This window comes from Variovorax sp. P2_H12 (assembly GCF_056403395.1).
In genome coordinates this window covers 20,551-46,713 of sequence record NZ_JBFUFO010000041.1, presented here as the reverse complement: position 1 = coordinate 46,713, position 26,163 = coordinate 20,551, and the positions used below count along the sequence as shown (strand labels likewise).

The window sequence follows — 26,163 nt, the reverse complement described above, 5'->3', positions numbered from 1 at the left end:
AACCGCTTCAGGTGTTCTTGCTGACGGTGATGGTCGGGAACTTGGCCGAGAAGTCCTTGGCCTTCTCGGCGATGCCCACCGCCACCCGGCGCGCCACCGCCTTGTAGATACCGGCCACCTCGCCGTCGGGGTCGGCCACCACGGTCGGCTTGCCGCTGTCGGCCTGGAGCCGGATGTTGATGTCCAGCGGCAGCGCGCCGAGGTACTCCATCTGGTACTGCTCGGCCATCTTGCGGCCGCCATCGGCGCCGAAGATGTGCTCCACGTGGCCGCAGTTCGAACACACGTGCACCGCCATGTTCTCGACGATGCCGAGGATCGGCACGCCGACCTTCTCGAACATCTTGATGCCCTTGCGGGCATCGAGCAGCGCGATGTCCTGCGGCGTGGTGACGATCACGGCGCCGGTCATCGGCACCCGCTGCGACAAGGTCAGCTGGATGTCGCCGGTGCCCGGCGGCATGTCGACGATCAGGTAGTCCAGGTCCTTCCAGTTGGTCTGGCGCAGCAGCTGCTCCAGCGCCTGGGTCGCCATCGGGCCGCGCCAGATCATGGCCTCGTCGGGGTCGACCAGGAAGCCGATCGACATCACCTGCACGCCGTGGTTCGAAAGCGGCTCCATGGTCTTGCCGTCGTCGCTCTCGGGACGGCCCTGGATGCCCAGCATCATGGGCTGGCTCGGGCCGTAGATGTCGGCGTCGAGCAGGCCGACGCTGGCGCCCTCGGCGGCCAGCGCCAGCGCCAGGTTGGCCGCGGTCGTGCTCTTGCCGACGCCGCCCTTGCCCGAGGCCACCGCGATGATGTTCTTGACGTTGGGCATCAGCTGCACGCCGCGCTGCACCGCGTGGCTGATGACCTTGGTCGCGATGTTGACCGAGACGTTCTCCACCCCCGGCACCGTCTTGGCGGCGGCCACCAGTGCGCGGCGCATGGCCGGCATCTGGCTCTTGGCCGGATAGCCCAGCTCGATGTCGAACGAGACCTCGCCCTCGTGGATCTGCAGGTTCTTCAGCGCCCGGGTGCTGATGAAATCCTTGCCGGTGTTGGGGTCGAGGACGGCCTTGAGGGCCTCCGCGAGCGCCTCTTTCGTAACTGCCATTGATCACTCCTGAATGGCGGGTAGTCTAGTGCGACGCCGGGAAATCCGAAGGCCGCACGCCCTTGACCCCTCCAGCGCGACCGGTTCGGCACCCCGCCGCGGCAGGACGGGTACGCTCGACGGCCATGCCGTCGCCCCGTCCCGCTCCCATCCCCGCCACCGGCCTGGTGCTGACCGGCGGCGGCGCGCGTGCCGCCTACCAGGTCGGCGTGCTCCAGGCCCTGGCCAGGCTGCGCCGCGCGGCCGGGGCCCGGGCCAAGGGCAATCCGTTCCGGATCATCACCGGCACTTCGGCCGGCGCGATCAACGCGGCCGCTCTGGCCTGCGGCACCGACGACTTCGATGCCACGGTGCGCAGGATCGCGCAGGCGTGGTCCGGGATCGAGCCCGGGCGGGTCTACCGCGCCGACGCCTTGACGGCGCTGCGCAGCGATGCGCCGTGGGCGCGGCTGCTGTCGGCCGGCTGGCTGGTCGCCCGCTGGCGGCGCAGCGGCCTGCGTTCATTTCTCGACAACGAACCGCTGCGCGCGCTGCTCGCGCAGATGGTGCCGCTGGACCGTCTCGCCGGACTGATGTCGCAGGGCCACCTCGATGCGCTGGCGGTCACGGCGTCGAGCTACGGTTCGGGCGAGCACGTGACCTTCTATCAGGCAGGTCCGCAGCAGCAGCCGTGGGTCCGGTCCCATCGACGCGCCGCGCCCGTGCGCATCGCGCACGAGCATCTGCTGGCGTCGTCGGCGATTCCGTTCGTCTTTCCGGCCACGCCGCTGGACGTCGACGGCCACGTCGAATACTTCGGCGACGGCTCCATGCGCCAATCCGCGCCGCTGGCCGCCGCCATCCACCTGGGCGCCAGGCGCATCCTCGCTGTCGGCGCCGGCCGCATGCAGGAACCGGCCTACGCGCTGGCACCCAATGCGCTGAGCGGCTACCCGTCGCTGGCGCAGATCGCCGGCCACGCGCTGTCGAGCATCTTCCTCGACTCGCTGACCGCCGACGTCGAGCGCCTGCGCCGCATCAACCAGACGCTGGCGCTGGTCCCGCCCGAAGCGCGCGGCGCCACCTCGCTGAAGCATGTGGACCTGCTTCTGATCGCGCCGTCGCAGCGCATCGACATGATCGCCGCGCGCCACGCCCAGGCGCTGCCGGCCGCCGTCCGCGGCCTGCTGGGCCAACCGGCGGTGCCGGCCGAAACGGCCGCCCTGAAGGGTTCGGCGCTCGCCAGCTACCTGCTGTTCGAGTCGGCCTTCACGCGCGAGCTGATGGCACTGGGGCGGCATGACACCTTCAATCAGCGCGACGCGGTGTGCAGCTTCCTGGGCTGGCGCCACGCCGCCTGAAGGCAGGGACGACCTCGACGCTTCGCCGTCATGCCGCAGGCCTGCGCTCGGCTCAGGCTGCATCGTCCAGCCGCTTCACCAAGCGAACCGCGTCCTCCACGTCTTCGTAGTAGCCGGGGCTCGATCCGTACTCCACGAAGCCGTGCCGGCGATAGAAGGATTTCGCCGGGGCATTCCCGGCCCTGGCCTCGAGCCGTATGGCGCGCATGCCGGCGACGACGGCGGTGGCTTCGAGCCATGCCAGCAGGGCGGCGCCCAGGCCGGCCCGGCGTTGCGAGGCGTCGACCGCGAAGAGCACGATGTGGGCCTCGTCGTCCCCGTACTGCATGATCGCGAAGCCGATGAGCACGCCTTCGCGCCGGGCCACCGCCACGTTGGTGGCCGGATCCCGGATGGCGCGCAGCACGCGCCGCTCGGTCCAGCGCCACGAGAGGCCGCGCTCGATGGCGTCCCGCGACAACGCCGCGATCGCCGGCGCGTCGGACGCCCGGGCCAGGGAGATTTCATAGGCGGCGATCACGGGGAACTCGGGTTGGCGGGACGACTATAGCCCCGCCACCTAAAATGCCGGGTCCCCCGCTGGCCCAGCCGCCGGCCGCAGTCCGTTCCAGCCCGTTTCTCCCTCGTCCCGAAAGCGCCCCCGCGATGTCCCAGCGCAAACTGTTCGTCACCACCGCCCTGCCCTACGCCAACGGCAAGTTCCACGTCGGCCACATCATGGAGTACATCCAGGCCGACATCTGGGTGCGCTTCCAGCGCATGCAGGGCCACATGGTGCACTTCGTGGGTGCCGACGACGCGCACGGGGCGCCGATCATGATCGCGGCCGAAAAGGCCGGCAAGACGCCGCAGGAGTTCGTCGGCGAGATCGCCGCCGGCCGCAAGGAATACCTCGACGGCTTCCACATCCGCTTCGACAACTGGCACTCCACCGACAGCAGCGAGAACACCGAACTCGCGCAAGGCATCTACCGCAAGCTGAGGGCCGGCGGCATGGTCGCCACGCGCACCATCGAGCAGTTCTACGACCCCGTCAAGGGCATGTTCCTGCCCGACCGCTACATCAAGGGCGAGTGCGCGGTGTGCCACGCGAAGGACCAGTACGGCGACGCCTGCGAGGTGTGCAGCAGCGTCTATTCGCCGACCGAGCTGATCAACCCCTACTCGACGCTCACCGGCGCCACGCCCGAGCTGCGCAGCTCCGAGCATTTCTTCTTCAAGCTGTCCGACCCGAAGGTGGTCGACTTCCTCAAGTCCTGGACCCAGGACGGCAAGCTGCAGCCCGAGATGGCGAAGAAGGCCAGCGAGTGGTTCGAGGCCGGCATGGCCGACTGGGACATCTCGCGGGAAGCGCCGTATTTCGGCATCGAGATTCCCGACGCGCCGGGCAAGTACTTCTACGTCTGGCTCGACGCGCCCGTGGGCTACCTGGCGAGCCTGAAGAACCACTTCGACAAGGGCCAGGCGGCGAACCACTGGCACGAGGCGTCGCGCACCGCGCAGAGCTTCGACGACTTCGTCGCCGACCCGGCGGTGGAGCAGGTGCACTTCATCGGCAAGGACATCGTCTACTTCCACACGCTGTTCTGGCCCGCGATGCTGCAGTTCAGCGGCCGCAAGACGCCGAGCCAGGTCAACGTGCACGGCTTCATCACGGTCTCGGGCGAGAAGATGAGCAAGAGCCGCGGCACCGGCATCGACCCGCTGAAGTACCTGTCGATCGGCATGAACCCCGAATGGCTGCGCTACTACATCGCGGCCAAGCTCAACGCCAAGGTGGAGGATGTCGATTTCACGGCCGAGGACTTCATGGCCCGCGTGAACGCCGACCTGATCGGCAAGTACATCAACATCGCGAGCCGCGCCGCGGGCTTCGTCGCCAAGCGCTTCGCTGGCCAACTGGGCACGGTGTCGGCCGACGGCGCCGCCCTGCTGGCCACGCTGCAGGCCGCCGCGGCGCCGATGCAGGCGCTCTACGACAGCCGCGACTTCGCGCGCGCGCTGCGCGAGATCATGCTCCTGGCCGACAAGGTCAACGAGTACGTCGACCAGAACAAGCCCTGGGAACTCGCCAAGAAGGAAGGCATGGAGGCCCGCCTGCACGATGTCTGCACGGCCTGCATCGAGGCCTTCCGGCTGCTGACCATCTACCTCAAGCCGGTGCTGCCGGCGCTCGCCGCCGAAGTCGAGGCCTTCCTTGCCAGCGAGCCGCTGCTGTTCGCCGATGCCGGCCGGCTGCTCGGCGCCGGCCATGCGATCAGGGACTACAAGCACCTGATGCAGCGGGTCGACGTCAAGCAGCTCGACCAGCTCTTCGAGCCGCCTGTGTCCGAGGTGGCGGCCGCGCCCGAAGCTGCTCCCCTGCTGCCCGGTGGCGAAGGCATCGCGCCCACCATCACCATCGACGACTTCGCGAAGATCGACCTGCGGATCGCGAAGATCGTGGCCTGCCAGAAGGTCGAGGGCTCGACCAAGCTGCTGCACCTGACGCTGGACGCCGGCGAAGGCCGCACCCGCAACGTGTTCTCCGGCATCGCCTCGGTCTACCAGCCCGAGCAGTTGGTCGGCAAGCTCACGGTGCTGGTCGCCAACCTGGCGCCGCGCAAGATGAAGTTCGGCATCTCCGAGGGCATGGTGCTGGCCGCCAGCCACGCCGACGAGAAGGCGAACCCGGGCATCCACGTGCTGGAACCGTGGCCGGGCGCGACGCCCGGGATGCGGGTGCGCTAGCGCAGGTTGTTGACCAGCACCAGGTCGGCGAACACCTTGCCGCCGACCGAGATGTGCTCCCGCATGGCTTCCGCGGCCTGGTCCGCATGGCCCTGAAGGATCCATTCCACGACCCGCTCGTGCTCCCGTTGCGAGGTGGCCAGGCGTCCCGGCTTCTCGAACAGGCGCCCCCGGTAGGCGGCGATCCGCAATCGAACCGTCCGTGCCTGCTCGACGATGAAGGGGTTGCCGCTGGCCCGGTAGATCACGTCGTGCAGCACGGCGTTGGCCGCCTGGTAGGCGCCTGCGTCCTGCGCGGCCGCGGCCGCGGCCGTGCCTTCCAGCGCCCCCTGCAGTTCTTCCCTTAGCGCCGGCCCGATGCGCAGCGCGGCCAGCCGCGCCAGCACCCCTTCCAGTTCGCCGAGCGCTTCCATCATCGCGACCAGCTCGCTCGCTCGCAGTTGATGCACGTAGATGCCGGACCGCGGAACGATGTCGACCAGGCCGCGGGCACTCAGCAACAGCAAGGCCTCGCGAACCGGCGTGCGCGAGGTGTTGAAGCTCAGGGCGAGCGCCTTTTCATCGATGGACATGCCCGGCGAGAGCGTTCCTTCATGGATATCCCGCTCGAGTCGACTCCGGATCTGGTCCTGGAGGCTGCCGCTTTCGAGGGTTTTCGAGGGTTGCATGGCAATCACAATATTAGTTAACCTAACAGATATATCAACAAGTCTATTTCATACATCAATGCTGCCCTCCCTCGACATCGACGGCCCGGTCGCCACTCTGACGCTGCGCCGTCCGGAGGTCGCAAACAAGCTCACTCCACCCGATTTGCCTGAACTTCTGCGTCACTTTGACACCGTCAACCGCAGCGAACAGGTGTTGGTGCTGATTCTTCGCGCCGAAGGAAAGCATTTTTGCAGTGGCTACGATATATCAGAGGTGGCCGCCAGCAGCCAGACCGAGGGCAGCAGTTTCGGTGCCATGGTGGACGCACTGGAAAACTGCCGCGCCATCACCATCGCCGCCATCCACGGCGGCGTGTTCGGGGGCGCCACCGACCTGGCCCTGGCCTGCGACTTCCGCGTCGGCGGCAAGCGATCGGAAATGTTCATGCCGGCGGCCCGCCTGGGCCTTCACTACTACCAGAGCGGCCTCGAGCGCTACGTCTCGCGGCTGGGACTGGACACCGCCAAGCGGCTCTTCCTGACCGCCGAGAAGCTGGATGGCGAGGCCATGCGCGACTGCGGCTTCCTGACGCACTGGGCCGAGGGCGAGTCCATCGCCGCGGAGGTCGACCGGCTGCGCGCCACGCTGACCGCGATGGCACCGATTCCGCTGCTCGGCATGAAGAAGCACCTGAACCGGATTGCCCGGGGCCGCGCCGACGCGGCCTCGATCCGCGACGAGGTGCAGCGCTCGGTCGCATCGGAAGACCTCGCCGAAGGCGGCCGCGCCTGGAAAGAAAAGCGCCAGCCGGCCTTCAACGGCCGCTGACCCGAAAACTCGCAAAAAGACTGGAGACATCCCATGAACCGACGCCGTCTTATCTCGATGGCCGCCGCCGCATGGCTGGCGGTCCCCCTGTCCGCCGCCCATGCCGCGGACTATCCGGCCAGACCGATCACCTTGGTGGTGGGCTTTCCCGCGGGGGGCGGCGCCGACACGGTGGCGCGCATCGTGTCCGACAAGCTCGGCAAGGTCCTCGGCCAGGCCGTCATCATCGACAACAAGCCCGGTGCGGGCACGACGATCGCTTCGGACTTCGTGGCGCGCGCGGCACCGGACGGCTACACGCTGCTGCTCGGCAGCAGCAATCTCTATGGCAGCGACAAGCTGCTCTACAAGGGCGTGAAGTACGACGGTGGCCGAAGCTTCACGCCGGTCTCCCGCTGGAGTTCGGCACCGATGCTGCTGGCGGTCCACAAGGATGTGAGCGCCAGGACCGTGCAGGAACTGATCGCCGAGGCACGGCAGAACCCCGGCAAGTTCGCCTATTCATCCTCGGGCAGCGGCGTCGTGACGCATCTGGCCGCGCTGTCTTTCGAGAAGGCGGCCGGGGTGAACATGCTGCACGTGCCGTTCAAGGGCGGCGCGCCCTCGCTGCAGGCGGTGGCCAGCGGCGACGTGCAGTTGACCTTCGGCACCCCGCCCTCGGTTCTGCCGATGGCCCAGGGGGGGAAGCTGCGCGTGCTCGCGGTCACTTCGGCGCAGCGCTCGCCGCTCTTCCCGGAGATCCCGAGCATGTCCGAGGCCGGCGTCAAGGGCTATGACTTCACGTTCTGGTTCGGCCTGTTCGGACCGGCCGGCCTGCCGCCCGAAGTGGCGAAGAGGCTGTTCGACGCCAGCACGGCCGTGCTGAGCGACCCGGAGGTCAAGGCGCGGATGGAAAAGTCCGGCAACGAAGCGGCGCCCTCCAGATCGCTCGCCGAGTTCCGTGAATGGGCCCTGGCCGAAGGCGCGAAATCGAAAGAACTGACGGAGCGCTCGGGCGCGACCAACGAATGACGCACGACACCCCCGCCAGCGGCGGCCCGCTCCAGGGCTTCACCGTGATCGACCTGACCCGCGTGCTCGCGGGGCCCTACTGCACGCTGCTGCTCGCCGACCTCGGCGCGCGCGTGATCAAGGTCGAGCAGCCCGGCAGCGGCGACGACGCGCGCCAGATCGGGCCCTTCGTGGAAGGCGAATCCGCCTACTTCATGTCGGTCAACCGGAACAAGGAATCGATCGCGCTGGACCTGAAGGCGAGCGCCGACCGCGCAGTCTTCGAGTCGCTGCTCGCGAGCGCCGACGTGCTGGTCGAGAACTTCAGGCCCGGCACCATGGAAAAGCTGGGCTATGGCTGGGAGGCGCTTCATGCGCGCTTTCCCGGACTGGTGTTCACGTCGATCTCCGGATTCGGACAGACGGGGCCGTACAGCAAGCGTCCCGCCTACGACATGGTGGTGCAGGCCATGGGCGGCATCATGAGTCTCACCGGTCATCCGGGTTCGCCGCCCACGCGCGTGGGCGTCTCGATCGGCGACCTCGGCGCCGGGCTCTATGCGGCCATCGGCACGCAGGCGGCCCTGCTGCAGCGCGCCCGCACCGGCTGCGGCGAGCGCGTGGACGTCGCGATGCTGGACTGCCAGGTGGCGCTGCTCGAAAACGCGATCTCCCGGCTGGACGCCGATGGCCGAGCCCCAGGGCCGATCGGCTCGCGCCACCCCTCCATCACGCCTTTCGATGTCTTCCGCGCGTCCGATGGCTGGTTCGTGATCGCCGCCGGCAACGACGCGCTGTTCCAGCGGCTCTGCGTGGTCCTGGACCTGCCCGCGCTGCGCGATGACCCGCGCTTCGCCACCAATCCCGATCGGTGCCTGAACCACGAGTGCCTCAAGACGATGCTCGAGGAAAGGCTGGCCTCGGCCCCCTGCGCCCACTGGCAGGAACTGCTGATGCGCAACAGCATCCCCACCGGCGCCTACAACGACGTCGCGGCGGTGGTGAACGATCCGCAGATCCTGGCGCGCGAGATGCTGGTACAGCTGCGCACGCAAGGCGGACGATCGATCACCGTGGCGGGCAATCCGGTGCACGTCGGGGCGCACCGCACGCCGCTGACCCGGCAGCCGCCGCGGCTGGATCAGGACCGCGACGCCATTCTCTCGGCGTTGCCGCGCTGAGACCAGGTCGCCCTGCTTGCGCGCAAGTGGACAATGCGCGCATGCAGATCGCCTTCCTTTCTCGCCTCCGGCTCGCGGCCCTGGTCCTGGCCGCCGTCCCCTTGCTCCCGGGCTGTGCGGTGGTGAGCGTCGCGAGCACCGCCGTGAGCGTCGGCGCCGGCGCCGTGGGCCTCGCGGCCGACGCCGCCATCGGCACGGTGCGCATCACGGGCAAGGCAGTCGGCGCCGCCGCCGACGCGGTGCTGCCCGGCGACTCCGACTGACCGACCGATCCGGCGTCCACAATGACGCCATGACTTCGCACCTGAAGCTCGCGGCCTTCCGGCCCCGACTGATCGACGCGCTGGCGGGCTACGACAAGGACCGCTTCCTCAAGGACGTCGGCGCCGGCGTCACGGTGGGCATCGTCGCGCTGCCGCTGGCGATGGCCTTCGCGATCGCCTCCGGCCTCAAGCCCGAGGCCGGCATCTGGACCGCGATCATCGCCGGCTTCCTGATCTCGGCCCTCGGCGGCTCGGCGGTGCAGATCGGCGGGCCGGCCGGCGCCTACATCGTGATCGTCTACGGCATCGTCGACCGCTACGGCGTGGCGAACCTGCTGATCGCCACCGCCTGCGCCGGCGTGCTGCTGTTCCTGATGGGACTGTTCCGCCTCGGCACGCTGGTGCGCTACGTGCCGCTGTCGATCGTGGTGGGCTTCACCAACGGCATCGCGGCGCTGATCCTGGTCTCGCAGCTGAAGGACTGGCTGGGACTCTCGATCGCCAAAATGCCGGCCGACATGTTCTCGCAGATCCACACGCTGGCCACCCACCTCGGCAGCTTCAATCCGCATGCCTTCGCACTCGGCCTGGCCTGCCTGCTCGGCCTGGCCGCCTGGCCGCAGCTGCTGCTCGCCGGCACCTGGGTCGGGCGCGCGGTGCATCGGGTGCTGGGCCGCGCGGCGCGGGCGCGCGCCGCGCAGGCCGGCTCGCGCATGCCGGGGCCGATCGTCGCGCTGGTCACGCTGACGCTGGTGTCCTGGGGCTTCAGCCTGCCGGTGGAGACCATCGGCACGCGCTTCGGCGGCATCCCCGGCGGCCTGCCCGCCTTCGCGCTGCCCGCGTTCTCGTGGGAAACGGTCAAGCAGCTCGTGACCCCGGCCTTCACCATCGCCGCGCTGGGCGCCATCGAATCGCTGCTGTGCGCCCGCGTGGCCGACCAGATCGGCGGGCTGCCGCGCCACGATCCCAACCAGGAGCTGATGGCGCAGGGCATCGCCAATGCGGTCGCCCCCTTCTTCGGCGGCATGCCGGCCACCGGCACCATTGCCCGCACCGTGACCAACCTGCGCGCCGGCGCCAGCTCGCCGATCGCCGGCATCGTGCATGCGTTGACGCTGCTGGTCGTGGTGCTGCTGGGGGCGCCGCTGGCCCGGCACGTGCCGCTGTCGGTGCTGGCGGGCATCCTGGTCTTCGTGGCCTGGAACATGGGCGAGTGGCGCGAGTTCTCCCCCCACAGGCTGCGCCTCTTCAGCCGCCACTACCGGCTGCTGATGCTGGGCACCTTCTTCCTCACCGTGGTGTTCGACCTCACGGTCGCGGTGCAGGCGGGCATCGTGCTGGCGTGCGCACTGTTCGTGACGCGCATGAGCCAGCTTTTCAGCGTCGAACTGGTGGCGCTCGAGCCGCCCGTGCTGACCTTCAAGCTGCAGGGCGCGCTGTTCTTCGGCGCCGCCGCCAAGCTCGATCCTGCCGTGGCCGCGGTCGAGCGCGCACCGCGCGGCATGACGGTGGTGCTCGACGCGATGCAGCTGTTCTTGATCGACGCCACCGGCATGGACGCGCTGCGCCGATTGCACAAAGCGGTGCGCGAGCGCGGCGGGGTGCTGCGGGTCGAATCGCTGCATGCGCAGCCGCTCGAGGCCTTCGAGCGCTCGGGATTTGCGGCGGAACTTGCGGCTCAGCCCGGCAACTGAACGCTCAAGGCACTTCGGTGCCGCGGTCCGGCGAAGAGCCCGCGCTGGTCACACGCTGGTCGTCATCCAGCGTGGCGGTGAACACCATCGGCGAATTCGGCGGCTGCATCCAGCGCCATTCCCAGGCGGTCTCGTTCTTGAGCGGATAGGGTGTGCGCCTGGCCGGCTTGCCCAGCAACCTGCGCAGGTCTTCCATCGTCATGCCCGGCTTCACCTTGGCGAAGTTCGCGGGCGTGAGCACCTGGCGCAAGGCCGTCATCCGGCCTTCGGGCCCGATCGTGATCATGTAGTTCTTCTGCCCCTGCGGCTGGCGGTTGTACTCGAACACCCGGCCCTCGGGCGCATCCCAGATGTTCTCGGGCTGGCCAAAGCGTGCGCGCACGTCGGCCTCGGTCGCCACGCCCTCCTCCAGCTCCGCGATGCGCTGCGGGTCGCAGCCCACGAGGGACAGCACCGCGGCCAGCCAGCCCACTGCGATCCGCGCCCGGTTTCGTCGCCGCACCGCTCAGTTCTGCGCGAAGCAGAACAGCAGGCCGCCGCCGCCTGTCTTCTTCAATGCGTCCAGGCTGCAGCCCTGCGTGGCGTGCGAGGAGTTCCAGGACTTCGCGGGCGCGCTCTCGTCCAGGCCGCTGCGGTCATGGTGTCCAACGATGGCCGAGCCGTCGCCGCTCTTGGTCCAGTTGCCGCAGGTGGTGTCCTTGGCGTCGGCCACGGCGCGACCGTCGGGCGACGACCCGGTCAGGATGTCGTGCATGGTGACGGTGTCGCCGCGCCCGCTGACGACCTCGCCCTTTTCGGTCAGCGCGGTCTGCTTGGTGATCTTGTTGGCGCCATGCAGCTCGTCGACGTTGCTCGCGATCAGTTGGCCCTTGACGTTGTACCAGGGCCCGGTGCCGACGCGGTCGCGCGCATTGACCGCCGGCGCTCCGGGCGCCGCGGTGGTGCTCAGGTAGGCACGCCAGGTGCGCCCGCCGGCACCGACGGCCGAAGCCAGGCTCTGGCAGAAGCGGTCGGCGCCGGCCAGGCCGCCGAAGTCGGCGCCCTTGCCGGGGTTGGTGCTGGTGAGGAAGAAACCCATCCTGCCCTGCGGCGTGGCGGGCCCGCTGCTGCTGCAGGCCCCCACCAGCAAGGCGGCGGCTGCGGTCGCGGCGAGAGCCATCGAATGTCGGCGCTTCATAAGCGTTTCTCCTGGGTTTGGGATCGGAGCCGCCACGCTAGCGCATGCCGACGACGGCTTCAAGGCGGATTCCACCCGGTAAAATCCGCGCCAAAGGTCCTATTGCAATGTCCATCTTCGCCCGCCCCCACTACACGTCCGAAATCACCAACTTCATCGAACAGATGAAGGAGCGGAAGCCGACGCTGGAGGCCGAACAGCGCGCCGGCCGTGCCCTGCTGTGGGACAAGCACCTCGACCGCGGCCTGCTCGAGGAGTACAGCGAGGCCAATGTGCCGCAGCAGGCCTACGTCTACCAGACCCGCGTCAAGTAAGTGACCATCCGCGCCGTTCCGGGTTCCGGCGCCCGCCGCCAGGGCGAGGGCGGCGCGTCGGGCAAAGGCGTCCGTTCGGCGCCGGACGAGGTCATCGCGGAGGACGGCACCGTCGTGGTCGCCGCGATGCCCGACGTCATCGACCAGGTCGCGCTGGCGCGGCTCTATGGCGAGCCGCTGTTCGCGCTGCCGAACGACCTCTACATCCCGCCCGAGGCGCTGCAGGTCTTCCTCGAGGCCTTCGAGGGCCCGCTCGACCTGCTGCTCTACCTGATCCGCAAGCAGAACTTCAACATCCTCGACATCCCGATGGCCGGGCTGACGCGGCAGTACCTGAGCTACGTCGACGAGATCCGCCAGACCAACCTCGAGCTCGCCGCCGAGTACCTGCTGATGGCGGCGATGCTGATCGAGATCAAGTCGCGCATGCTGCTGCCGCCAAAGAAGTCGGCCGAGGGCGAGGAAGCCGAGGACCCGCGCGCCGAGCTGGTCCGCCGCCTGCTCGAGTACGAACAGACCAAGCTGCAGGCCGCCTCGCTGAGCGCCATGCCGCACGCCGGACGCGACTTCTGGAAGGCGCAGGTCTACATCGAGCAGTCTCTCAAGCCGCGCTTCCCGGACATGAACGTCGTCGACCTGCGCGACGCCTGGGCCGACATCCTGAAGCGCGCCAAGCTCGTGCAGCACCACAAGATCTCGCGCGAGGAGCTCAGCGTGCGCGAGCACATGAGCATCGTGCTGCGGCACCTGCAGGGGCGGCAGTTCGTCGAGTTCGAGAAGCTGTTCGACGTCACGCGCGGCACGCCGGTGCTGATCGTCACCTTCATCGCGATGCTCGAGCTCGCGAAGGAGACCCTGATCGACATCACGCAAGCCGAGGCCTTCGCGCCGATCTACGTGCGGCTGGCCTACGCGCCGGCCTGATTCATTGCCTTTCGGGCTGCTTCAGGCGGATTCGACGCCTGGCTCGCGCCCCATCAGCCCGGCCACCGCCTCCGCCGGCCTGACCCGCCCATCGAGCACCGCCACCACGCTGTCGGAGATCGGCATCTCGATCCCCAGGTGCCGCGCCCGCTGCACCACGGTGCGCGCACAGTAGACGCCCTCGGCCACGTGGCCGAGCGAATCCACCGCCTGCGACAGCGACCGGCCTTGCGCCAGCAGCAATCCGACCTTGCGGTTGCGCGACAGGTCGCCGGTGGCCGTGAGCACCAGGTCGCCGAGGCCGGACAGCCCCATGAAGGTGTCGGCCCGGGCGCCGAGAGCGACGCCGAAGCGGGTCATTTCGGCCAGGCCGCGCGTGATCAGTGCGGCCCGCGCGTTGAGCCCGAGGTCGAGGCCGTCGGCCAAACCGGTGGCGATCGCGAGCACGTTCTTGACCGCACCTCCGACCTCGACGCCGACGATGTCGTCATTGGCATAGACCCGCAGCGCCGGGCCGTGGAAGGCCTCGACCAGCGCCTCGCGCACGCGGGCATGCGGACTGGCTGCCACCAGCGCGGTGGGCCGGGCCTGCGCCACCTCCTGCGCGAAGCTCGGGCCGCTGAGCACGCCGGCCAGCAGCCCGGGCGCCACCCGGGCCTGGATCTCGTGGGCCAGCAGGCCGAGCTCGCCGGAGCCGGCCTCGGCCGGCTCGACGCCCTTCGAGAGCCAGGCCACCGGGCAGGTCGCATCGCGCAGCTGGCCGAGCTGGCCGCGCAGCGCCGCCATCGGCGTCGCCACGATCGCCAGGTCGGCGCCTGCCAATGCCGACAGCGCCGCGCCGGCCTGGAGGGTCAGCGAGGGAGGGAAGGCAAAGCCGGGCAGGTAGCGCGCGTTCTCGCGCGCCTGCGACATCGCGCGGACCTGCTCGGCATCGCGCGCCCAGAGCGTGACCGCGTGCCGGCCGGAGGCATTGATCGCCAGCGCCGTGCCCCAGGCGCCGGCGCCGAGCACGCAGATCTTCATCGGCGGCAGGCGCTGGGCGGCGATTACTGAGTGACGATCGGCGAAGCCTGGCCGGCGGCCTGGGCCTGCTGCTGCTCGAACATCGCCTGGAAGTTGATCTCGGCCAGGTGCACCGGCGGGAAGCCGCCGCGCTGGATCACGTCGGCCACGTTGCCGCGCAGGTAGGGGTAGACGATCTGCGGGCAGGCGATGCCGAGGATCGGGCCCATCTGGTCTTCGGGCAGGTTGCGGATCTCGAAGATGCCGGCCTGCTTGGCCTCGACCAGGAACACGGTCTTGTCGTTGATCTTGGTCTGCACGGTGGCCGACACGGTGATCTCGAAGATGCCGTCGGTCACGGGCTGGGCGTCGACGCCGAGCTGGATGTCCACGGTGGGCTGTTCCTGCTCGAGCAGGATGGCCGGCGAATTGGGTTGCTCGAGCGACAGGTCTTTCAGGTAGACGCGCTGGATCTGGAAAACGGGATCTTGTGCTTGCTGGTCGGCCATGGCTCTAACTTTCGAGAATCAAAACGATGCCCGCCCGGGGTCTCCCGGAGCGGGCTGCTGGAAGTAACCGGTGATTATCGCCCGCCGGACGGGGACTCAGGCGCCCTGCAGCAACGGCATCAGGCCGCCGCGCCCATCGAGCGCGACCAGGTCGTCGCAGCCGCCGACATGGGTCTCGCCGATGAAGATCTGCGGCACGGTGCGCCGGCGCGTGAGGTCCATCATCGTGGCGCGTGCCTGGGGGTCGCTGTCGATGCGGATCTCCTCGATCTGCTCGACGCCCTTGGACTTGAGGATTTGCTTCGCGCGAATGCAGTAGGGGCAGACGGCGGTGGTGTACATCTTGACGGCTTGCATCGGGAGTATTTCGTGGAGGTTCAGGCCTTTTCAAGCGGCAGATTAGCGTCTTTCCACGACTTGAGTCCGCCCGCGACCGCTTGGGCTTGCTCATACCCGAGCTTCTTGGCCGTGGCCACGGCGCGCTGAGCGCGCGACCCGCTCGCACAGACCAGCAACAATGGCAACGACTTGTTCTTGACCGCGGTCGGCAGTTTCTGCTCGAGCTGGTTGAGCGGCACGTTCTTGGCACCCGTGACATGGCCGGTCGCGAATTCTTCCGGCTCGCGCACATCGACCACCACCGCGCGCTCGCGGTTGATCAACTGCACCGCGCCCTGGGCCGTGAGCGAGCCGGTGTTCGCGCCGCGCACCATCGGCCAGGCCAGCATGCCGCCCGAGCTGAGCGCAATCAGGATCAGCATCCAGTTGTCGACAATGAATTTCACGGTGTTCCTTGAGTGGCAAACCTCGGATTTTAGAATGTCGGCTTTCCGCACGCGTTCCCAAAGGCCTCTCCCATGCACAAACTGGTACTGATCCGCCACGGCGAATCGACCTGGAATCTCGAAAACCGCTTCACCGGCTGGACCGATGTCGACCTGACGCCGACCGGCGTCGAGCAAGCCAAGCAGGCCGGCCGGCTGCTGAAGGCCGAGGGCTACGACTTCGACGTCGCCTACACCAGCGTGCTCAAGCGCGCCACCCGCACGCTCTGGCACACGCTCGACGAACTCGACCGCACCTGGCTGCCGGTGGTCCATTCCTGGCGCCTCAACGAACGCCACTATGGGGGCCTGCAGGGCCTGAACAAGGCCGAAACGGCCAGGAAATACGGCGACGAGCAGGTGCTGGTCTGGCGCCGCAGCTACGGCACACCGCCGCCGCCGCTGGAGCCGAACGACCCGCGCAGCGAGCGCGGCGACGTCCGCTACGCCAAGCTGGCGCCCGAGCAGGTGCCTTTGACCGAATGCCTGAAGGACACCGTGGCCCGCGTGCTGCCGTTCTGGAACGAATCGATGGCGCCCGCGATCCGCGCCGGCCGCCGGCTGGTGGTGTCGGCGCACGGCAATTCGATCCGCGCGCTGGTGAAGTACCTCGACGGCATTTCCGACGACGCCATCGTGAGCCTGAACATTCCCAATGGAATCCCGCTGGTCTACGAACTCGACGACGAGCTCAAGCCGCTGCGCCACTACTATCTCGGTGACGCCGACGCGGCGGAGAAGGCCCTTGCCGCAGTCGCCGCGCAAGGCAAGGCGTAACAAAAATTCTTAATTTGTTCAAAGGGTCGCGGAACCCCGGCAGACAACTTGCTTCCAAGCTGTGTATATTGGTTTGACAGGCGACAAGGACACTATTACATGGGCCAGAAAATGAAGATCACCGGCTGGGTCGCCGCAGGCGCCTTCGCCGGCGTACTGACCACCGTCTCGTTGCAGACCGTTGCACGAGGCTCCTTGGCCCCCCTGCCCCTCGAGGAACTGCAGCAGCTGGCTGCGGTTTTCGGCATGGTCAAGAGCGATTACGTCGAGTCGGTCGACGAAAAGAAGCTGATTTCCGATGCGATCTCGGGCATGGTCGCCGGGCTCGATCCGCACTCGCAGTACTTCGACAAGAAGTCCTTCAAGGAATTCCGCGAAGGCACCACCGGCCGCTTCGTCGGCGTCGGCATCGAGATCTCCCAGGAAGACGGGCTGATCAAGGTGGTGTCGCCGATCGAGGGTTCGCCGGCGTTTCGCGCTGGCCTCAAGCCGAACGACCTGATCACCAAGATCGACGACACGGCCGTGCGCGGCCTGTCGCTCAACGAGGCCGTCAAGCGCATGCGCGGCGAGGCCAACACCAAGGTGCTGCTGACGATCTTCCGCAAGGACGAGAACCGCACTTTCCCGGTCACGATCACGCGCGAGGAAATCCGCACGCAGTCGGTCCGCGGCAAGGTCATGGAGCCCGGCTACGCCTGGATCCGCCTGTCGCAGTTCCAGGAGCGCACCGTCGACGACTTCGTCAAGAAGGTCGAAGAGATCTACAAGCAGGACCCCAACCTCAAGGGCCTGGTGCTCGACCTGCGCAACGATCCGGGCGGCCTGCTCGACGCAGCGGTGGCGATCTCGGCGGCCTTCCTGCCCGAGAACGTCACGGTGGTGTCGACCGACGGCCAGCTGGCCGAGAGCAAGTCGATCTACAAGGCCGCGCCCGAGTTCTACCAGCGCCGTGCCGGCAGCGATCCGCTGCGCAACCTCCCGGCGGCGCTCAAGACCGTGCCGCTGGTGGTGCTCGTCAACGAAGGCTCGGCCTCGGCCAGCGAAATCGTCGCCGGCGCCCTGCAGGATCACAAGCGCGCCACCATCATGGGCAGCCAGACCTTCGGCAAGGGCTCGGTGCAGACCGTGCGCCCGCTCGGCCCCGACACCGGCCTCAAGATCACGACCGCGCGCTACTACACGCCCAGCGGCACGTCGATCCAGGCCAAGGGCATCGTGCCCAACGTGCTGGTCGACGAAAGCGCCGAAGGCAGCCCCTTCGCCGCGCTGCGCATGCGCGAGGCCGACCTCGAGAAGCATCTGGCCAGCGGTCAGGGCCCCGAAAGCAAGGACCCCGAGCGCGAGAAGGCCCGCGACGAAGCCCGCAAGCGCCTCGAGGAAGAAGCCAAGAAGCCGCCGCAGGACCGCAAGGTGCCCGAATTCGGCGCGACCGACGACTTCGCTCTGGCGCAGGCCGTCAAGAGCCTGAAGGGCCAGCCGGTGCTCGTGAGCAAGACGCAGGTCATCATCGACAACAAGGAAGAGAAAAAGGACAACTGATCCCCGGGCGGCTCCCGCGGGAGCCACGCCCCGGCGACAGGCGCGGCGCATGGAAGACCAGGACCTGCTGCGCTACTCGCGCCACATCCTGCTGGAGGAATTCGGCATCGATGGACAGGCGCGCGTGAGTGCCGCGCACGCTCTCGTGATCGGCGCCGGCGGGCTCGGCTCGCCCGCCCTGCTCTACCTGGCCGCGGCCGGCGTCGGCCGCATCACGCTGGTCGATGACGACGACCTCGACCTCACCAATCTCCAACGCCAGATCGCCCACACCACGGCGCGCGTCGGCATGCCCAAGGTCGAGTCCGCGGCCGCCGCGATGCAGGCGATCAACCCGGACATCACCATCGAGACTCACCGCCTGCGGGCCGACGACGAATTGCTCGACAGGCTGGTGTCGACCGCCGACGTGGTGCTCGACTGCAGCGACAACTTCGCGACGCGCCATTCGGTGAACCGCGCCTGCGTCGCCCATGCCAGGCCGCTGGTGGCGGGTGCGGCGATCCGCTTCGACGGCCAGCTGAGCGTCTACGACACACGCGATGCGGCCTCGCCCTGCTACGCCTGCCTCTTTCCGCCGGAGGCCGATTTCGAGGAAACGCGCTGCGCCGTGCTCGGCGTCTTCGCACCGGTGGTCGGCACCATCGGCACGCTGCAGGCCAGTGAAGCCCTGAAGCTGCTCGCCGGGATCGAGCCCTCGCTGGCCGGCCGCCTGCTGATGTTCGATGGCCGCCGCAGCGCGTTCGACACGCTCGGTGTCGCGCGCGATCCGGCCTGCGGCGTGTGCGGGCACCGCCCGCCCTAGCCTCCGCCGGAAGGACGCTGCCTGGCCCTGGCCGCGCCGGCCGCTGCAGCGCGCGAGGACGGCTTCTTCGCCTCGGCCAGCAGCTGCGTGCAGTCCGCGTCCTTTCCCGGCCCCGTTTCCACGGTCGCGGCCAACGCCAGCAGGGGATTGATCGCGGCCAGTGCGATCGCCGCAGCACCGCGCGCCGCCAGCGGACCGACCTGGACACCCGCCTTCGGCGCCGCGAAGCTGCCATGCATCCGCAGCGGCGAGCGCGCGGCCAGGATGCTCTTGTCCTTGGGCTGCGGCTTCACCACGAGATCGATGCTTTCGCTCGCCAGGTTGATGTGGCCGCTGCCGTGGAACACCGTGTCGGACGTGTCGAGGACCAGACTGCGACCGTTCATCACGCCCTTGTCGACATCGAAGGCCATGGCGCCACAGCGCAGTTCGACGGCGCGATCGCCCTCGAGCATGAACTTGATGATCTCGCCGCCGTCGAGCCCGAGGAATTCCAGCAGCAGGTTGCTGAACTGGCCGCGCCCCGTGATGGCCGCAACGTCGCCCGAGGCGCCGCCCAGCCAATGCGCCATCGAGTTGCCGCGGCCGGACAAATTGATTCGCCCATCGAGCCTGCCGAAGCTCGTCTTCAGGGTCTCGATCCTGGGGATCAGCCGGTTGATCTGCATCGCGCGGATGTCCAGTGACGCCCTGATGTCGGCCGGGTTCTGGGTCGCGTCGATGCGAATCGACCCGGCGATCCTGCCGCTGGCCACGCCGAGGTCGAGCGGGTCGAGCGTCAGCACGCCGTCCTTGAGTGTCACCTGCACGCTGCCCTTGTCCATCGGCAGCTCGCGCACGTTCTGGATCCGATCCGCGGTGTACGTGACGTCGGCATTCATGGCTTGAAGGCGCTCGAAGTCCAGCGTCGCGTCCGGCAGCACCTTGCGTCCGGGGTCGACCTGCCTGCCCTTGCCGGCGTGCAGGATCGCGGGCGGCGGTGCCACGCCTTCGACCGCGTTGGCCGAGCGCGCGGTGGGCGGCAGACCAATGAACGGGCCGAGGTCGTCCATGTCCAGCACGCGCGAGCGCAGGGTGCCGCTCAGGTGAGGACGTTTCTGTGACTTGTCGAACTGCATGTCCCCGTGGATGTCCGAGAGACCCAGCCGGCCCTTCAGGCCGCGCACCTCCCAAAGAGAAGCCTTCTTGCGCAAGTTGCCGCTCAACACGTAGGGCGGGGTCTGGGGCAGTGCGATGCCCAGGACCGGGTAGAGGCGGCCCAGGTTCTGGCCTCTCATCTCGACCTCGGCGTCGAGACCGTCGAGGTCGGCCAGCGCGACCACCGTGCCACGCGCCTGGAGCCGGGTCTGGCCGGTCTTCAGATCGATCTCGATCGGAAATGGCTGCCGCCCCTCGGCATCGAGCTGCAAGACGTTGCCGGTGCGACCCGAGGCGGTGAGCGGCTCGCTCCGGTAGCGACCCTTGAGCTCATAGCTCAACGGCATCTCGCCGCGGCGGCTGTCGAAGCTGAACGCGGCATGCAGATCCAGGTCGAGCGAGGTCGCGCGGAAATCGATCGTGCCGCCATCGACCTCGATCCGTCCGATGCTCGGCACCGTGCCTGCGTCCGAGCCGTCCTTGCCCAGGGCCCAGGTGCGGCGGCCGTCCTCCTCCACCTGCAGTCCGAGCGATGGCGAGCTCAACGCCAGCCGCGGCAGCACGATACGGCCTGCCAGGAGCTGCCAGAAGCGGATGTCGAATTCAGCCCGCTCGGCACGGACCAGGTAGGGGTCGCGCGCCCAGAGGGGATTGGCGAACTCGATGCCGTCGAGCCTGACCGTCGCAACCCGCCAGCCCAGGTCGACGTCGAGCCGCCGAGTGATCTCGAACTTGCGCCCGGTGCGCTCGCTGACATAGCGACTGAGAGGCTCGCGCAACTGGTCCCACGGGAAAAAGGTGAGCGCCAGCCACAGCGCCGCGAGCAAGCCCAGCGCGACGACGCCGAGCTTGAACCCCATCCGGCGGCGCGACGAGATTGCGGCGGTCGCAGTCTGCACCCGCGCCCTTCACTCGATCGGAGCGGCTGCGCGCGCCGACACCCCGTTCCCGGCCGGCTTGGCGAGCAGGCAGACGACGGACACGCCGGCGGCAGCCGCGGTCGTGGCAGCCTCGGCCAGCCGCAGTTCGGCCACAGCCGGCTCGCCGCCCGCGACCACGAATCCGGCGACGAGGGCAAGGATCGATGCGGCGACATAGCTCCAGACGATGTTCATGCTGCACCTTGCGGATGGACGGACAAACCACCGAAAAAAGAACCGCGCGGGCGTGTGCCCCGCAGCCGTGCCACAGCTTAGAACAACGGCCCGCCCGACGGAGTCGGCCACCGGCCGATATCGCTGTGGGGCGCGGCCTACGGGGGTTTCGTACTCGGTCGTAAGAACCAGCCTACAGCGTCCGATCGCGCAAGCCTTCATGATGCAGGCAGATCTTCACTAGCATCGCGAAGGCCCGCTTCCCTAGAGGTAAGCCTGGCTCCGCAGGGCGCACCAGGGGCAGCGGTTCTCATGGACCCAAGATTGAAAACCTACATCGTCGAAGACAACGTCACGATCCGAGAGAATCTCGTCGGCACCTTGGAGGAGCTCACGTGCATCGCGGCCATCGGCTATGCCGAGACCGAGGCGGAGGCCAGCCAATGGCTCGTCGATCATGCCGACGAGTGGGAATTGGCCATCGTCGATCTGTTCCTGAAGCAGGGAAGCGGACTTGGCGTGCTGCAGACCTGTCTGGCGCGCCGGCCGAATCAGAAAGTTGTGGTGCTCAGCAACTACGCCACCCCCGACATCCGCAAGCGCTGCGCACAGTTCGGCGTCGATGCGGTGTTCGACAAGTCGAACGAGATCGACGGCCTGATCGACTTCTGCATCGCGCAGGCCGCCGCCCGCACGGCATGAGTTGCTCGCCCCCAGGTTGCCCCGCACTTCGTGTCGGGGCGCCCACCCCCTACCGGGGGCGCAGTCAGCGGCCCGGCGAAGCCGGTTCCGCGACTGCCCACGAACAGGCGCGCTGCGCGCAGCCATCGAAAGACCACTGCGCCTGTTCGTTCGGCCGGCGCAGCCAGGCCCGTTGGTGAAACACCGCGGAACCGGCTTTGCCGGGCCGCTGGTGTTGCCCCCGGTAGGGGGTGGGCGGGCTACACGAAGTGAGCCCAACCTGGGGGCGAGCTCAATCGATCAGTTTGTTCTTGAGGGCGTAGTAGGTCAGGTCGCTGTTGGAGGACAGGTTCATCTTCTCCATCAGGCGCGTGCGGTAGGTGCTCACGGTCTTCACCGACAGCGACAGCGTCTTGGCGATGTCGCCCGCGGTTTCGCCCTTGGCCAGCTTGAGAAAAACCTGGAACTCGCGCTCCGACAACTGCTCATGGGGCGCCGCGTTGTCCTTGCGGTCGAGTTGGCGCGCCAGCAGTTCGGCCACCGCCGGCGTGATGTAGCGCCGGCCCAGCGAGATGGTGCGGATCGCATTCACGATCTCGATCGGCTCGCACTCCTTGTTGAGGTAGCCGCTGGCGCCCTGGCGAATGAGGTTCATCGCATAGTGCTCCTCGGGATAGCCGCTCAGAATCAGGATGCCGACGTCCGGCGCCTTGGCACGGATCATGGCCAGCGCGTCGATGCCGCTCTGGCCCGGCATCGAGAGGTCCATCACCAGCACATCGAGTTCGGTGGTCCGTACAAGCTCGATCGCTTCGCGGCCGCTGGCCGCCTCACCCACCACGCGAAGGTCGACGTGCTCCGAGAAAAACTGGCGCAAGCCGGAACGCACGATGGCGTGGTCGTCCGCAATCCCGATCTTGATCATCTGTTACCTTCGTCGTTGTATTGCCGTCTTTTGCGTCGCAACATGCCGATCCCTGGACGACTCCGATTATTCCCGAATTTGAACTGCAGGCATTGCCCGGAGACCTCATGCGCTGGATAGCTTTCCCCAAGATGGCCCTCGGCCTCACGCTCGCCGCACTGGCGGCGCTGGCGCTGGTGGGCATCAACGAGGCCGGCTACCAGCAGTCGTACCGCGCCTTGCAGGATGTCAGCGACGCGCAGAAGGCACGCAGCGTGCTCAACCAGATGCTGCAGAACGTCCTCGATGCCGAAACCGGGCAGCGCGGTTTCCTGCTGACGGGCGAGGCCCGCTATCGGGAGCCCTACGACCTCGCGCTGAAGCAGGTGGACGGCCATCTGACGACGCTCCAGGCCCTCTATGCAGGACGGCCGAACGAACTCGCGCAGCTGGGCGAGCTGTCCAAGCACGTGGCGCGCAAGCTCGCAGAGATGGAAATGAGCGTGCGCCTGCGCCAGAACGGCAACGAGGACGCCTGGAAGTTCGTCATCACGACCGATGTCGGCCGCGAGGAGATGGAGGCCATCCGCAGCCAGACCCAGGCGCTGATTGCGACCAGCAACGAAGAGCTGGCGCGCGGGCAGGCCCAGATCGCAAGTTCACTGCGCTTCGGCCGCATCGGCATCGCGCTGGTGGCGCTCGCGGGGCTGGCCGCGTTCTACCTCTACCTGCGCCAGACCCATGCGTTGCGCTCGGCCGGCGAGCGCCAGCAGGAGGCGCTGCAGCGCGAACGCAATGCGCTCGAAGGCGAGGTGCGGGAGCGTACCGCGACGCTGGCCGAACTGGCCACCCACCTGCAGCAGGTGCGGGAGTCCGAGCGCGGGTTCCTGGCGCGCGAACTGCACGACGAGCTGGGCTCGCTGCTGACGGCCGCCAAGCTCGATGTCGCGCGCTTGAAATCCAGGCTCAACGACGCGCCGGACGCGACGCAGCGGCTGCAGCACCTGAACGAGCTGCTCAACAGCGGCATTGCGCTCAAGCGTCGCATCATCGAGGACCTGCGCCCCTCCTCGCTGTCCAATCTGGGCCTGGTCGCCTCGCTGGAGATCCTCGGACGCGAGTTCGCCGAGCACTCGGGCATGGAGATCGAGATGGTGCTCGAACCCGTCGAGCTCGACGAGGACAACCAACTCACGGCCTATCGCATGGTGCAGGAGAGCCTGACCAACATCGGCAAGTACGCGCAGGCCACCGAGGCCAGCATCGTGATGAAGAACTACGGCAACCATGTGGTCATCGAAGTGGTCGACAACGGCAAGGGCTTCGATACCCAGCACGCGCGTCCTTCGACCCACGGCCTCGCGGGCATGCGCCATCGCGTGCAGGCTGCCAAGGGCAAGCTCACCGTGTCGTCGACGCCCGGCAAGGGCACGCACCTGAGCGCGATCCTGCCCGCCAAGCGGGCCTGAGCCCGGCGGCCTCGCCCCGGGCCGCCACCGCCTCTTTCGGCTCTCTCCTACGCCCCCAGGCCGCTGCTGCTGACAGGGTCTTCGCGGCCGATCTCCTAACGTGGACCCCAAGCCGTCGCGAACGCGCACTGGTTTACACATCAAACGGGGCCACCCTCGAAGGAGACAGCATGTTGTACTACGCCGTCGTGTTCCTGGTCATTGCCTTGATCGCCGCGCTGTTCGGATTCGGCGGCATCGCCGCCAGTGCAGTGGGAATCGCGAAGATTCTCTTCGTCGTCTTCATCGTTCTGGCGCTCGCCAGCTTCATCGCGGGCTTGATACGACGCCGCTAGCGTCGTTACGATGGGCGGGTAACGCAATCATTTTCCGGAAGGACCCATTTCATGAACACGACCACCAAGACGCCTTCGCAAATCGCCGATGAGGCGCGTCAGACGGCCAGCGATGCCATCGACACCACGCGCGCCTACGCACAGAATGCCGTGAATGCCGCCGGGGAGAAGGTTCGCGACCTGCGTCGCGATGCCGAGCCGGCCGTGGAGCAACTGGCGGCGCGTGTCCAGCAGGCGGTCCAGCGTGGCCTGGATGCCGCATCGACCACCAGCGCCCGGGCTCAGCGCCGCTTCGAAGCCGCCGCCGACGTCACGGGGAAGTACATCGCCGACCAGCCGGTACGCTCGGTGCTCGTGGCGGCCGCTGCCGGTGCCGCCATCACCGCGCTGATCGTCCTGGCGAGCCGCCGCCGCAACGACTACTGATCCGCCGCAGGCGTTGTTCGAGCGGAGCGCGGCTTCGGCCGCGTCCCTCCGCTTGAGCCTGCGCAGCACCATGCTCCATCCCATCGTCTCGACGGCGCTCGGCCACCCGGAGCTGATCGCCGAACACCTCGCCAACTACGGCGCACTGGTACGGCAGGAATCCCAGGAGGCCAGCCGCAGTCTGGTCGCCCGAATGGCGGCGAGCGTCCTGGCGGCGGTCAGCGCCATGCTGGCATTGGGGCTGATCGGCGTCGCCGTGATGCTCGGCGTGCTGCACGGCAGCTTCCACTGGGTGCTGGCCGCGGTGCCGGGGGTCGCGGTCCTCATTGCCGTGGTATCGGCGCTGATCGCGGCACGCCCCTCGCCCTTCCACGCGTTCGCGGACCTTCAGGCCCAGCTCGACGCCGATGTGCAGGCGCTTCGCACGGCCGGAGAGCGCCATGGCCGTTGACTCTCGACCCCTCACGCCGCAACAGCGGCTCGCGATGTCCCGCAGGGCGCTGGTCGCCCAGTTCCGGAGAAGCCTTCCCGAGGAGGAGGGACTCTACGCCGTGGCGCCTCCACCGGCCAGCCCAGGCGCGTTCAAAGACCTCGCCTGGGCGCCCGTGGCACGCCACGTGGTGCGCCGCTGGTGGCGCCGGCATCCCGCGAACGCGGCCGGCCAGATCGCGCGCCCGCTCCTCGAGCGCTATGCGCGCGAGCAGCCGGCCAGGCTGATGGGCGCAGCGGCGGCGGCCGGCGCGCTGGTCGTGCTGGTCAAGCCCTGGCGCCTGCTCTCGACCGCCGCGGTGATTGCCGCGGTCCTGAAGACCTCCGATGTGGCCGACCTGGTCACCACGCTGATGCAGAGAGACACCACCCCGCGCAAGGACCTCCCATGAGTACCGCCAGATGATCGCGCTGGTTCGCTGAGCGGCCCGCCGCACGACAAAAAGCCCGGGAGACCGGGCTTTTTGCATGGGGCAACGATGGCTCGACGGTGGTGCCACCTACATCGCCTTCACTTCGAGCTGGTTGTCGACGCCGTTGACGCCCTTGACGGACTTGGCGATCTCCTCGGCTCGCGCCTTCGCGTTGGCGTCCGGAGCCGGACCGCGAAGGGTCACCTGGCCGCCCTTGGTGTCGACGTCGATCTTGATGGCGCTCAGGTCCGGGGATCCTTGGCCAAGCCCGTCGACACCGCGGCCGTGATCGAAGCGTCGTCCACCGCCCCGGCCACCGACGTCGCCGCGGATTCCGTCCTGGCCTTGGCGCCAGCGCCGGCCTGCTCGGTCCTGGCGATCGCCGAATCCACCTTCTGAACAACGGTCTCGTCGCCCGCCTTGTCGCAGGCGCCCAAGGCCAGCGCGCTTGCGGCCAGCATCAGCGCCACCCAGCGGCGAACATTCGGGTTGACTTGTTTCGGATGGGTCATGGGAACCTCCTGTCTGTCTCGAGAGAAAGGGCCACCGTGAGTTGGATCACCGG

30 protein-coding genes and 1 pseudogene are annotated in these 26,163 nt (G+C 68.1%); 18 read left to right on the top strand and 13 right to left on the bottom strand.

Features of this window, described 5'->3' with window-relative positions; translation table 11 throughout:
- Positions 1-7: 7 nt before the first annotated feature.
- Positions 8-1,099 (bottom strand): iron-sulfur cluster carrier protein ApbC, encoded by a 1,092-nt coding sequence (gene apbC, locus AC1DYK_RS27845; RefSeq protein ID WP_478169235.1) that lies wholly within the window; start codon positions 1,097-1,099, stop codon positions 8-10.
- Positions 1,100-1,224: 125 nt separating this feature from the next.
- Here apbC and AC1DYK_RS27840 point away from each other — a divergent pair, with 125 nt between their 5' ends.
- Positions 1,225-2,439: a patatin-like phospholipase family protein gene (locus AC1DYK_RS27840; RefSeq protein WP_478169234.1), complete on the top strand. Its 1,215-nt coding sequence runs from the start codon at positions 1,225-1,227 to the stop codon at positions 2,437-2,439.
- A 52-nt stretch (positions 2,440-2,491) separates the two neighbouring features.
- Here AC1DYK_RS27840 and AC1DYK_RS27835 read toward each other — a convergent pair whose 3' ends face one another.
- Entirely contained in the window at positions 2,492-2,959 is a 468-nt protein-coding gene (locus tag AC1DYK_RS27835; RefSeq protein ID WP_478169233.1) for a GNAT family N-acetyltransferase, read from the bottom strand.
- Between the two features lie 125 nt (positions 2,960-3,084).
- Here AC1DYK_RS27835 and metG point away from each other — a divergent pair, with 125 nt between their 5' ends.
- Positions 3,085-5,169 carry a methionine--tRNA ligase gene (metG, locus tag AC1DYK_RS27830; protein WP_478169232.1) on the top strand — a complete coding sequence of 695 codons (2,085 nt, stop codon included), beginning with the start codon at positions 3,085-3,087 and terminating at the stop codon, positions 5,167-5,169.
- Here metG and AC1DYK_RS27825 read toward each other — a convergent pair.
- A complete protein-coding gene (locus AC1DYK_RS27825; protein WP_478169231.1) occupies positions 5,166-5,837 on the bottom strand; it encodes a GntR family transcriptional regulator in 672 nt (223 codons plus the stop codon). The genes metG and AC1DYK_RS27825 overlap by 4 nt on opposite strands.
- 58 nt (positions 5,838-5,895) lie before the next feature.
- Between AC1DYK_RS27825 and AC1DYK_RS27820 the strand changes: the two genes are divergently transcribed.
- Genes AC1DYK_RS27820 through AC1DYK_RS27800 form a run of 5 tightly spaced genes read left to right on the top strand, consistent with a single transcriptional unit; the run spans position 5,896 to position 10,776 of the window.
- Positions 5,896-6,648 (top strand): enoyl-CoA hydratase/isomerase family protein, encoded by a 753-nt coding sequence (locus AC1DYK_RS27820; RefSeq protein ID WP_478169230.1) that lies wholly within the window; start codon positions 5,896-5,898, stop codon positions 6,646-6,648.
- A gap of 33 nt (positions 6,649-6,681) precedes the next feature.
- Positions 6,682-7,659, top strand: coding sequence for a Bug family tripartite tricarboxylate transporter substrate binding protein (locus AC1DYK_RS27815; protein WP_478169229.1), 978 nt, complete (start codon positions 6,682-6,684; stop codon positions 7,657-7,659).
- Positions 7,656-8,819, top strand: a complete 1,164-nt coding sequence (locus AC1DYK_RS27810; RefSeq protein ID WP_478169228.1) for a CaiB/BaiF CoA transferase family protein — start codon at positions 7,656-7,658, stop codon at positions 8,817-8,819. The genes AC1DYK_RS27815 and AC1DYK_RS27810 overlap by 4 nt, the downstream gene beginning before the upstream one ends.
- Positions 8,820-8,860: 41 nt before the next feature.
- The gene (locus AC1DYK_RS27805) at positions 8,861-9,082 is read left to right on the top strand and encodes a hypothetical protein (RefSeq protein ID WP_478169227.1); all 222 of its coding nucleotides are present in this window, start codon (positions 8,861-8,863) and stop codon (positions 9,080-9,082) included.
- A 29-nt stretch (positions 9,083-9,111) separates the two neighbouring features.
- Entirely contained in the window at positions 9,112-10,776 is a 1,665-nt protein-coding gene (locus tag AC1DYK_RS27800; RefSeq protein WP_478169226.1) for a SulP family inorganic anion transporter, read from the top strand.
- A 4-nt stretch (positions 10,777-10,780) separates the two neighbouring features.
- On the opposite strand, the gene AC1DYK_RS27795 is transcribed toward AC1DYK_RS27800, so the two are convergent.
- Together AC1DYK_RS27795 and AC1DYK_RS27790 are read right to left on the bottom strand one after the other, a co-directional pair.
- On the bottom strand, positions 10,781-11,254 hold the full coding sequence (locus AC1DYK_RS27795; protein WP_478169302.1) for an outer membrane protein assembly factor BamE: 474 nt from the start codon (positions 11,252-11,254) through the stop codon (positions 10,781-10,783).
- Positions 11,255-11,281: 27 nt separating this feature from the next.
- Positions 11,282-11,953, bottom strand: coding sequence for a hypothetical protein (locus AC1DYK_RS27790; RefSeq protein WP_478169225.1), 672 nt, complete (start codon positions 11,951-11,953; stop codon positions 11,282-11,284).
- A 107-nt stretch (positions 11,954-12,060) separates the two neighbouring features.
- On the opposite strand from AC1DYK_RS27790, the gene AC1DYK_RS27785 reads away from it, so the two are divergent.
- Positions 12,061-12,267 (top strand): DUF3460 family protein, encoded by a 207-nt coding sequence (locus AC1DYK_RS27785; RefSeq protein ID WP_478169224.1) that lies wholly within the window; start codon positions 12,061-12,063, stop codon positions 12,265-12,267.
- A 126-nt stretch (positions 12,268-12,393) separates the two neighbouring features.
- The gene (locus tag AC1DYK_RS27780) at positions 12,394-13,191 is read left to right on the top strand and encodes a segregation and condensation protein A (RefSeq protein WP_478169301.1); all 798 of its coding nucleotides are present in this window, start codon (positions 12,394-12,396) and stop codon (positions 13,189-13,191) included.
- A gap of 21 nt (positions 13,192-13,212) precedes the next feature.
- Here AC1DYK_RS27780 and AC1DYK_RS27775 read toward each other — a convergent pair whose 3' ends face one another.
- The 4 genes from AC1DYK_RS27775 to AC1DYK_RS27760 form a co-directional block, all read right to left on the bottom strand.
- Positions 13,213-14,214, bottom strand: a complete 1,002-nt coding sequence (locus AC1DYK_RS27775) for an NAD(P)H-dependent glycerol-3-phosphate dehydrogenase (RefSeq protein ID WP_478169223.1) — start codon at positions 14,212-14,214, stop codon at positions 13,213-13,215.
- Between the two features lie 23 nt (positions 14,215-14,237).
- A complete protein-coding gene (gene secB, locus AC1DYK_RS27770) occupies positions 14,238-14,702 on the bottom strand; it encodes a protein-export chaperone SecB (protein ID WP_478090814.1) in 465 nt (154 codons plus the stop codon).
- 96 nt (positions 14,703-14,798) lie between these two features.
- Complete coding sequence (gene grxC, locus AC1DYK_RS27765; RefSeq protein ID WP_478090813.1) at positions 14,799-15,059, bottom strand: glutaredoxin 3; 261 nt, start codon at positions 15,057-15,059, stop codon at positions 14,799-14,801.
- A 20-nt stretch (positions 15,060-15,079) separates the two neighbouring features.
- Entirely contained in the window at positions 15,080-15,487 is a 408-nt protein-coding gene (locus tag AC1DYK_RS27760; protein ID WP_478090812.1) for a rhodanese-like domain-containing protein, read from the bottom strand.
- A gap of 72 nt (positions 15,488-15,559) precedes the next feature.
- On the opposite strand from AC1DYK_RS27760, the gene gpmA reads away from it, so the two are divergent.
- The 3 genes from gpmA (at position 15,560) to AC1DYK_RS27745 (ending at position 18,650) form a co-directional block, all read left to right on the top strand.
- The gene (gpmA, locus tag AC1DYK_RS27755; protein ID WP_478169222.1) at positions 15,560-16,303 is read left to right on the top strand and encodes a 2,3-diphosphoglycerate-dependent phosphoglycerate mutase; all 744 of its coding nucleotides are present in this window, start codon (positions 15,560-15,562) and stop codon (positions 16,301-16,303) included.
- A 99-nt stretch (positions 16,304-16,402) separates the two neighbouring features.
- Positions 16,403-17,845, top strand: a complete 1,443-nt coding sequence (locus AC1DYK_RS27750; RefSeq protein ID WP_478169221.1) for a S41 family peptidase — start codon at positions 16,403-16,405, stop codon at positions 17,843-17,845.
- Positions 17,846-17,894: 49 nt separating this feature from the next.
- Positions 17,895-18,650: a HesA/MoeB/ThiF family protein gene (locus AC1DYK_RS27745; protein ID WP_478169220.1), complete on the top strand. Its 756-nt coding sequence runs from the start codon at positions 17,895-17,897 to the stop codon at positions 18,648-18,650.
- On the opposite strand, the gene AC1DYK_RS27740 is transcribed toward AC1DYK_RS27745, so the two are convergent.
- Together AC1DYK_RS27740 and AC1DYK_RS27735 are read right to left on the bottom strand one after the other, a co-directional pair.
- Positions 18,647-20,647 carry an AsmA family protein gene (locus tag AC1DYK_RS27740; protein ID WP_478169300.1) on the bottom strand — a complete coding sequence of 667 codons (2,001 nt, stop codon included), beginning with the start codon at positions 20,645-20,647 and terminating at the stop codon, positions 18,647-18,649. The genes AC1DYK_RS27745 and AC1DYK_RS27740 overlap by 4 nt on opposite strands.
- 48 nt (positions 20,648-20,695) lie before the next feature.
- Positions 20,696-20,902, bottom strand: coding sequence for a hypothetical protein (locus tag AC1DYK_RS27735; RefSeq protein WP_478169219.1), 207 nt, complete (start codon positions 20,900-20,902; stop codon positions 20,696-20,698).
- Between the two features lie 291 nt (positions 20,903-21,193).
- On the opposite strand from AC1DYK_RS27735, the gene AC1DYK_RS27730 reads away from it, so the two are divergent.
- The gene (locus tag AC1DYK_RS27730; protein WP_478090807.1) at positions 21,194-21,583 is read left to right on the top strand and encodes a response regulator; all 390 of its coding nucleotides are present in this window, start codon (positions 21,194-21,196) and stop codon (positions 21,581-21,583) included.
- A 271-nt stretch (positions 21,584-21,854) separates the two neighbouring features.
- Here AC1DYK_RS27730 and AC1DYK_RS27725 read toward each other — a convergent pair whose 3' ends face one another.
- Positions 21,855-22,487: a response regulator gene (locus tag AC1DYK_RS27725; RefSeq protein WP_478094704.1), complete on the bottom strand. Its 633-nt coding sequence runs from the start codon at positions 22,485-22,487 to the stop codon at positions 21,855-21,857.
- 107 nt (positions 22,488-22,594) lie between these two features.
- Between AC1DYK_RS27725 and AC1DYK_RS27720 the strand changes: the two genes are divergently transcribed.
- From AC1DYK_RS27720 to AC1DYK_RS27700, 5 genes are all read left to right on the top strand, one after another.
- Complete coding sequence (locus AC1DYK_RS27720) at positions 22,595-23,935, top strand: sensor histidine kinase (protein WP_478169218.1); 1,341 nt, start codon at positions 22,595-22,597, stop codon at positions 23,933-23,935.
- A gap of 170 nt (positions 23,936-24,105) precedes the next feature.
- Entirely contained in the window at positions 24,106-24,270 is a 165-nt protein-coding gene (locus AC1DYK_RS27715; protein WP_478169217.1) for a DUF1328 domain-containing protein, read from the top strand.
- A gap of 51 nt (positions 24,271-24,321) precedes the next feature.
- Positions 24,322-24,696, top strand: a complete 375-nt coding sequence (locus AC1DYK_RS27710; protein WP_478169216.1) for a hypothetical protein — start codon at positions 24,322-24,324, stop codon at positions 24,694-24,696.
- A gap of 70 nt (positions 24,697-24,766) precedes the next feature.
- Positions 24,767-25,147, top strand: coding sequence for a hypothetical protein (locus tag AC1DYK_RS27705; RefSeq protein ID WP_478169215.1), 381 nt, complete (start codon positions 24,767-24,769; stop codon positions 25,145-25,147).
- Complete coding sequence (locus tag AC1DYK_RS27700) at positions 25,137-25,577, top strand: hypothetical protein (protein ID WP_478169214.1); 441 nt, start codon at positions 25,137-25,139, stop codon at positions 25,575-25,577. The genes AC1DYK_RS27705 and AC1DYK_RS27700 overlap by 11 nt, the downstream gene beginning before the upstream one ends.
- Positions 25,578-25,685: 108 nt before the next feature.
- Here the strand turns inward: AC1DYK_RS27700 and AC1DYK_RS27695 are convergent.
- Positions 25,686-26,110: pseudogene (locus tag AC1DYK_RS27695) on the bottom strand (BON domain-containing protein).
- Positions 26,111-26,163 lie beyond the last annotated feature (53 nt).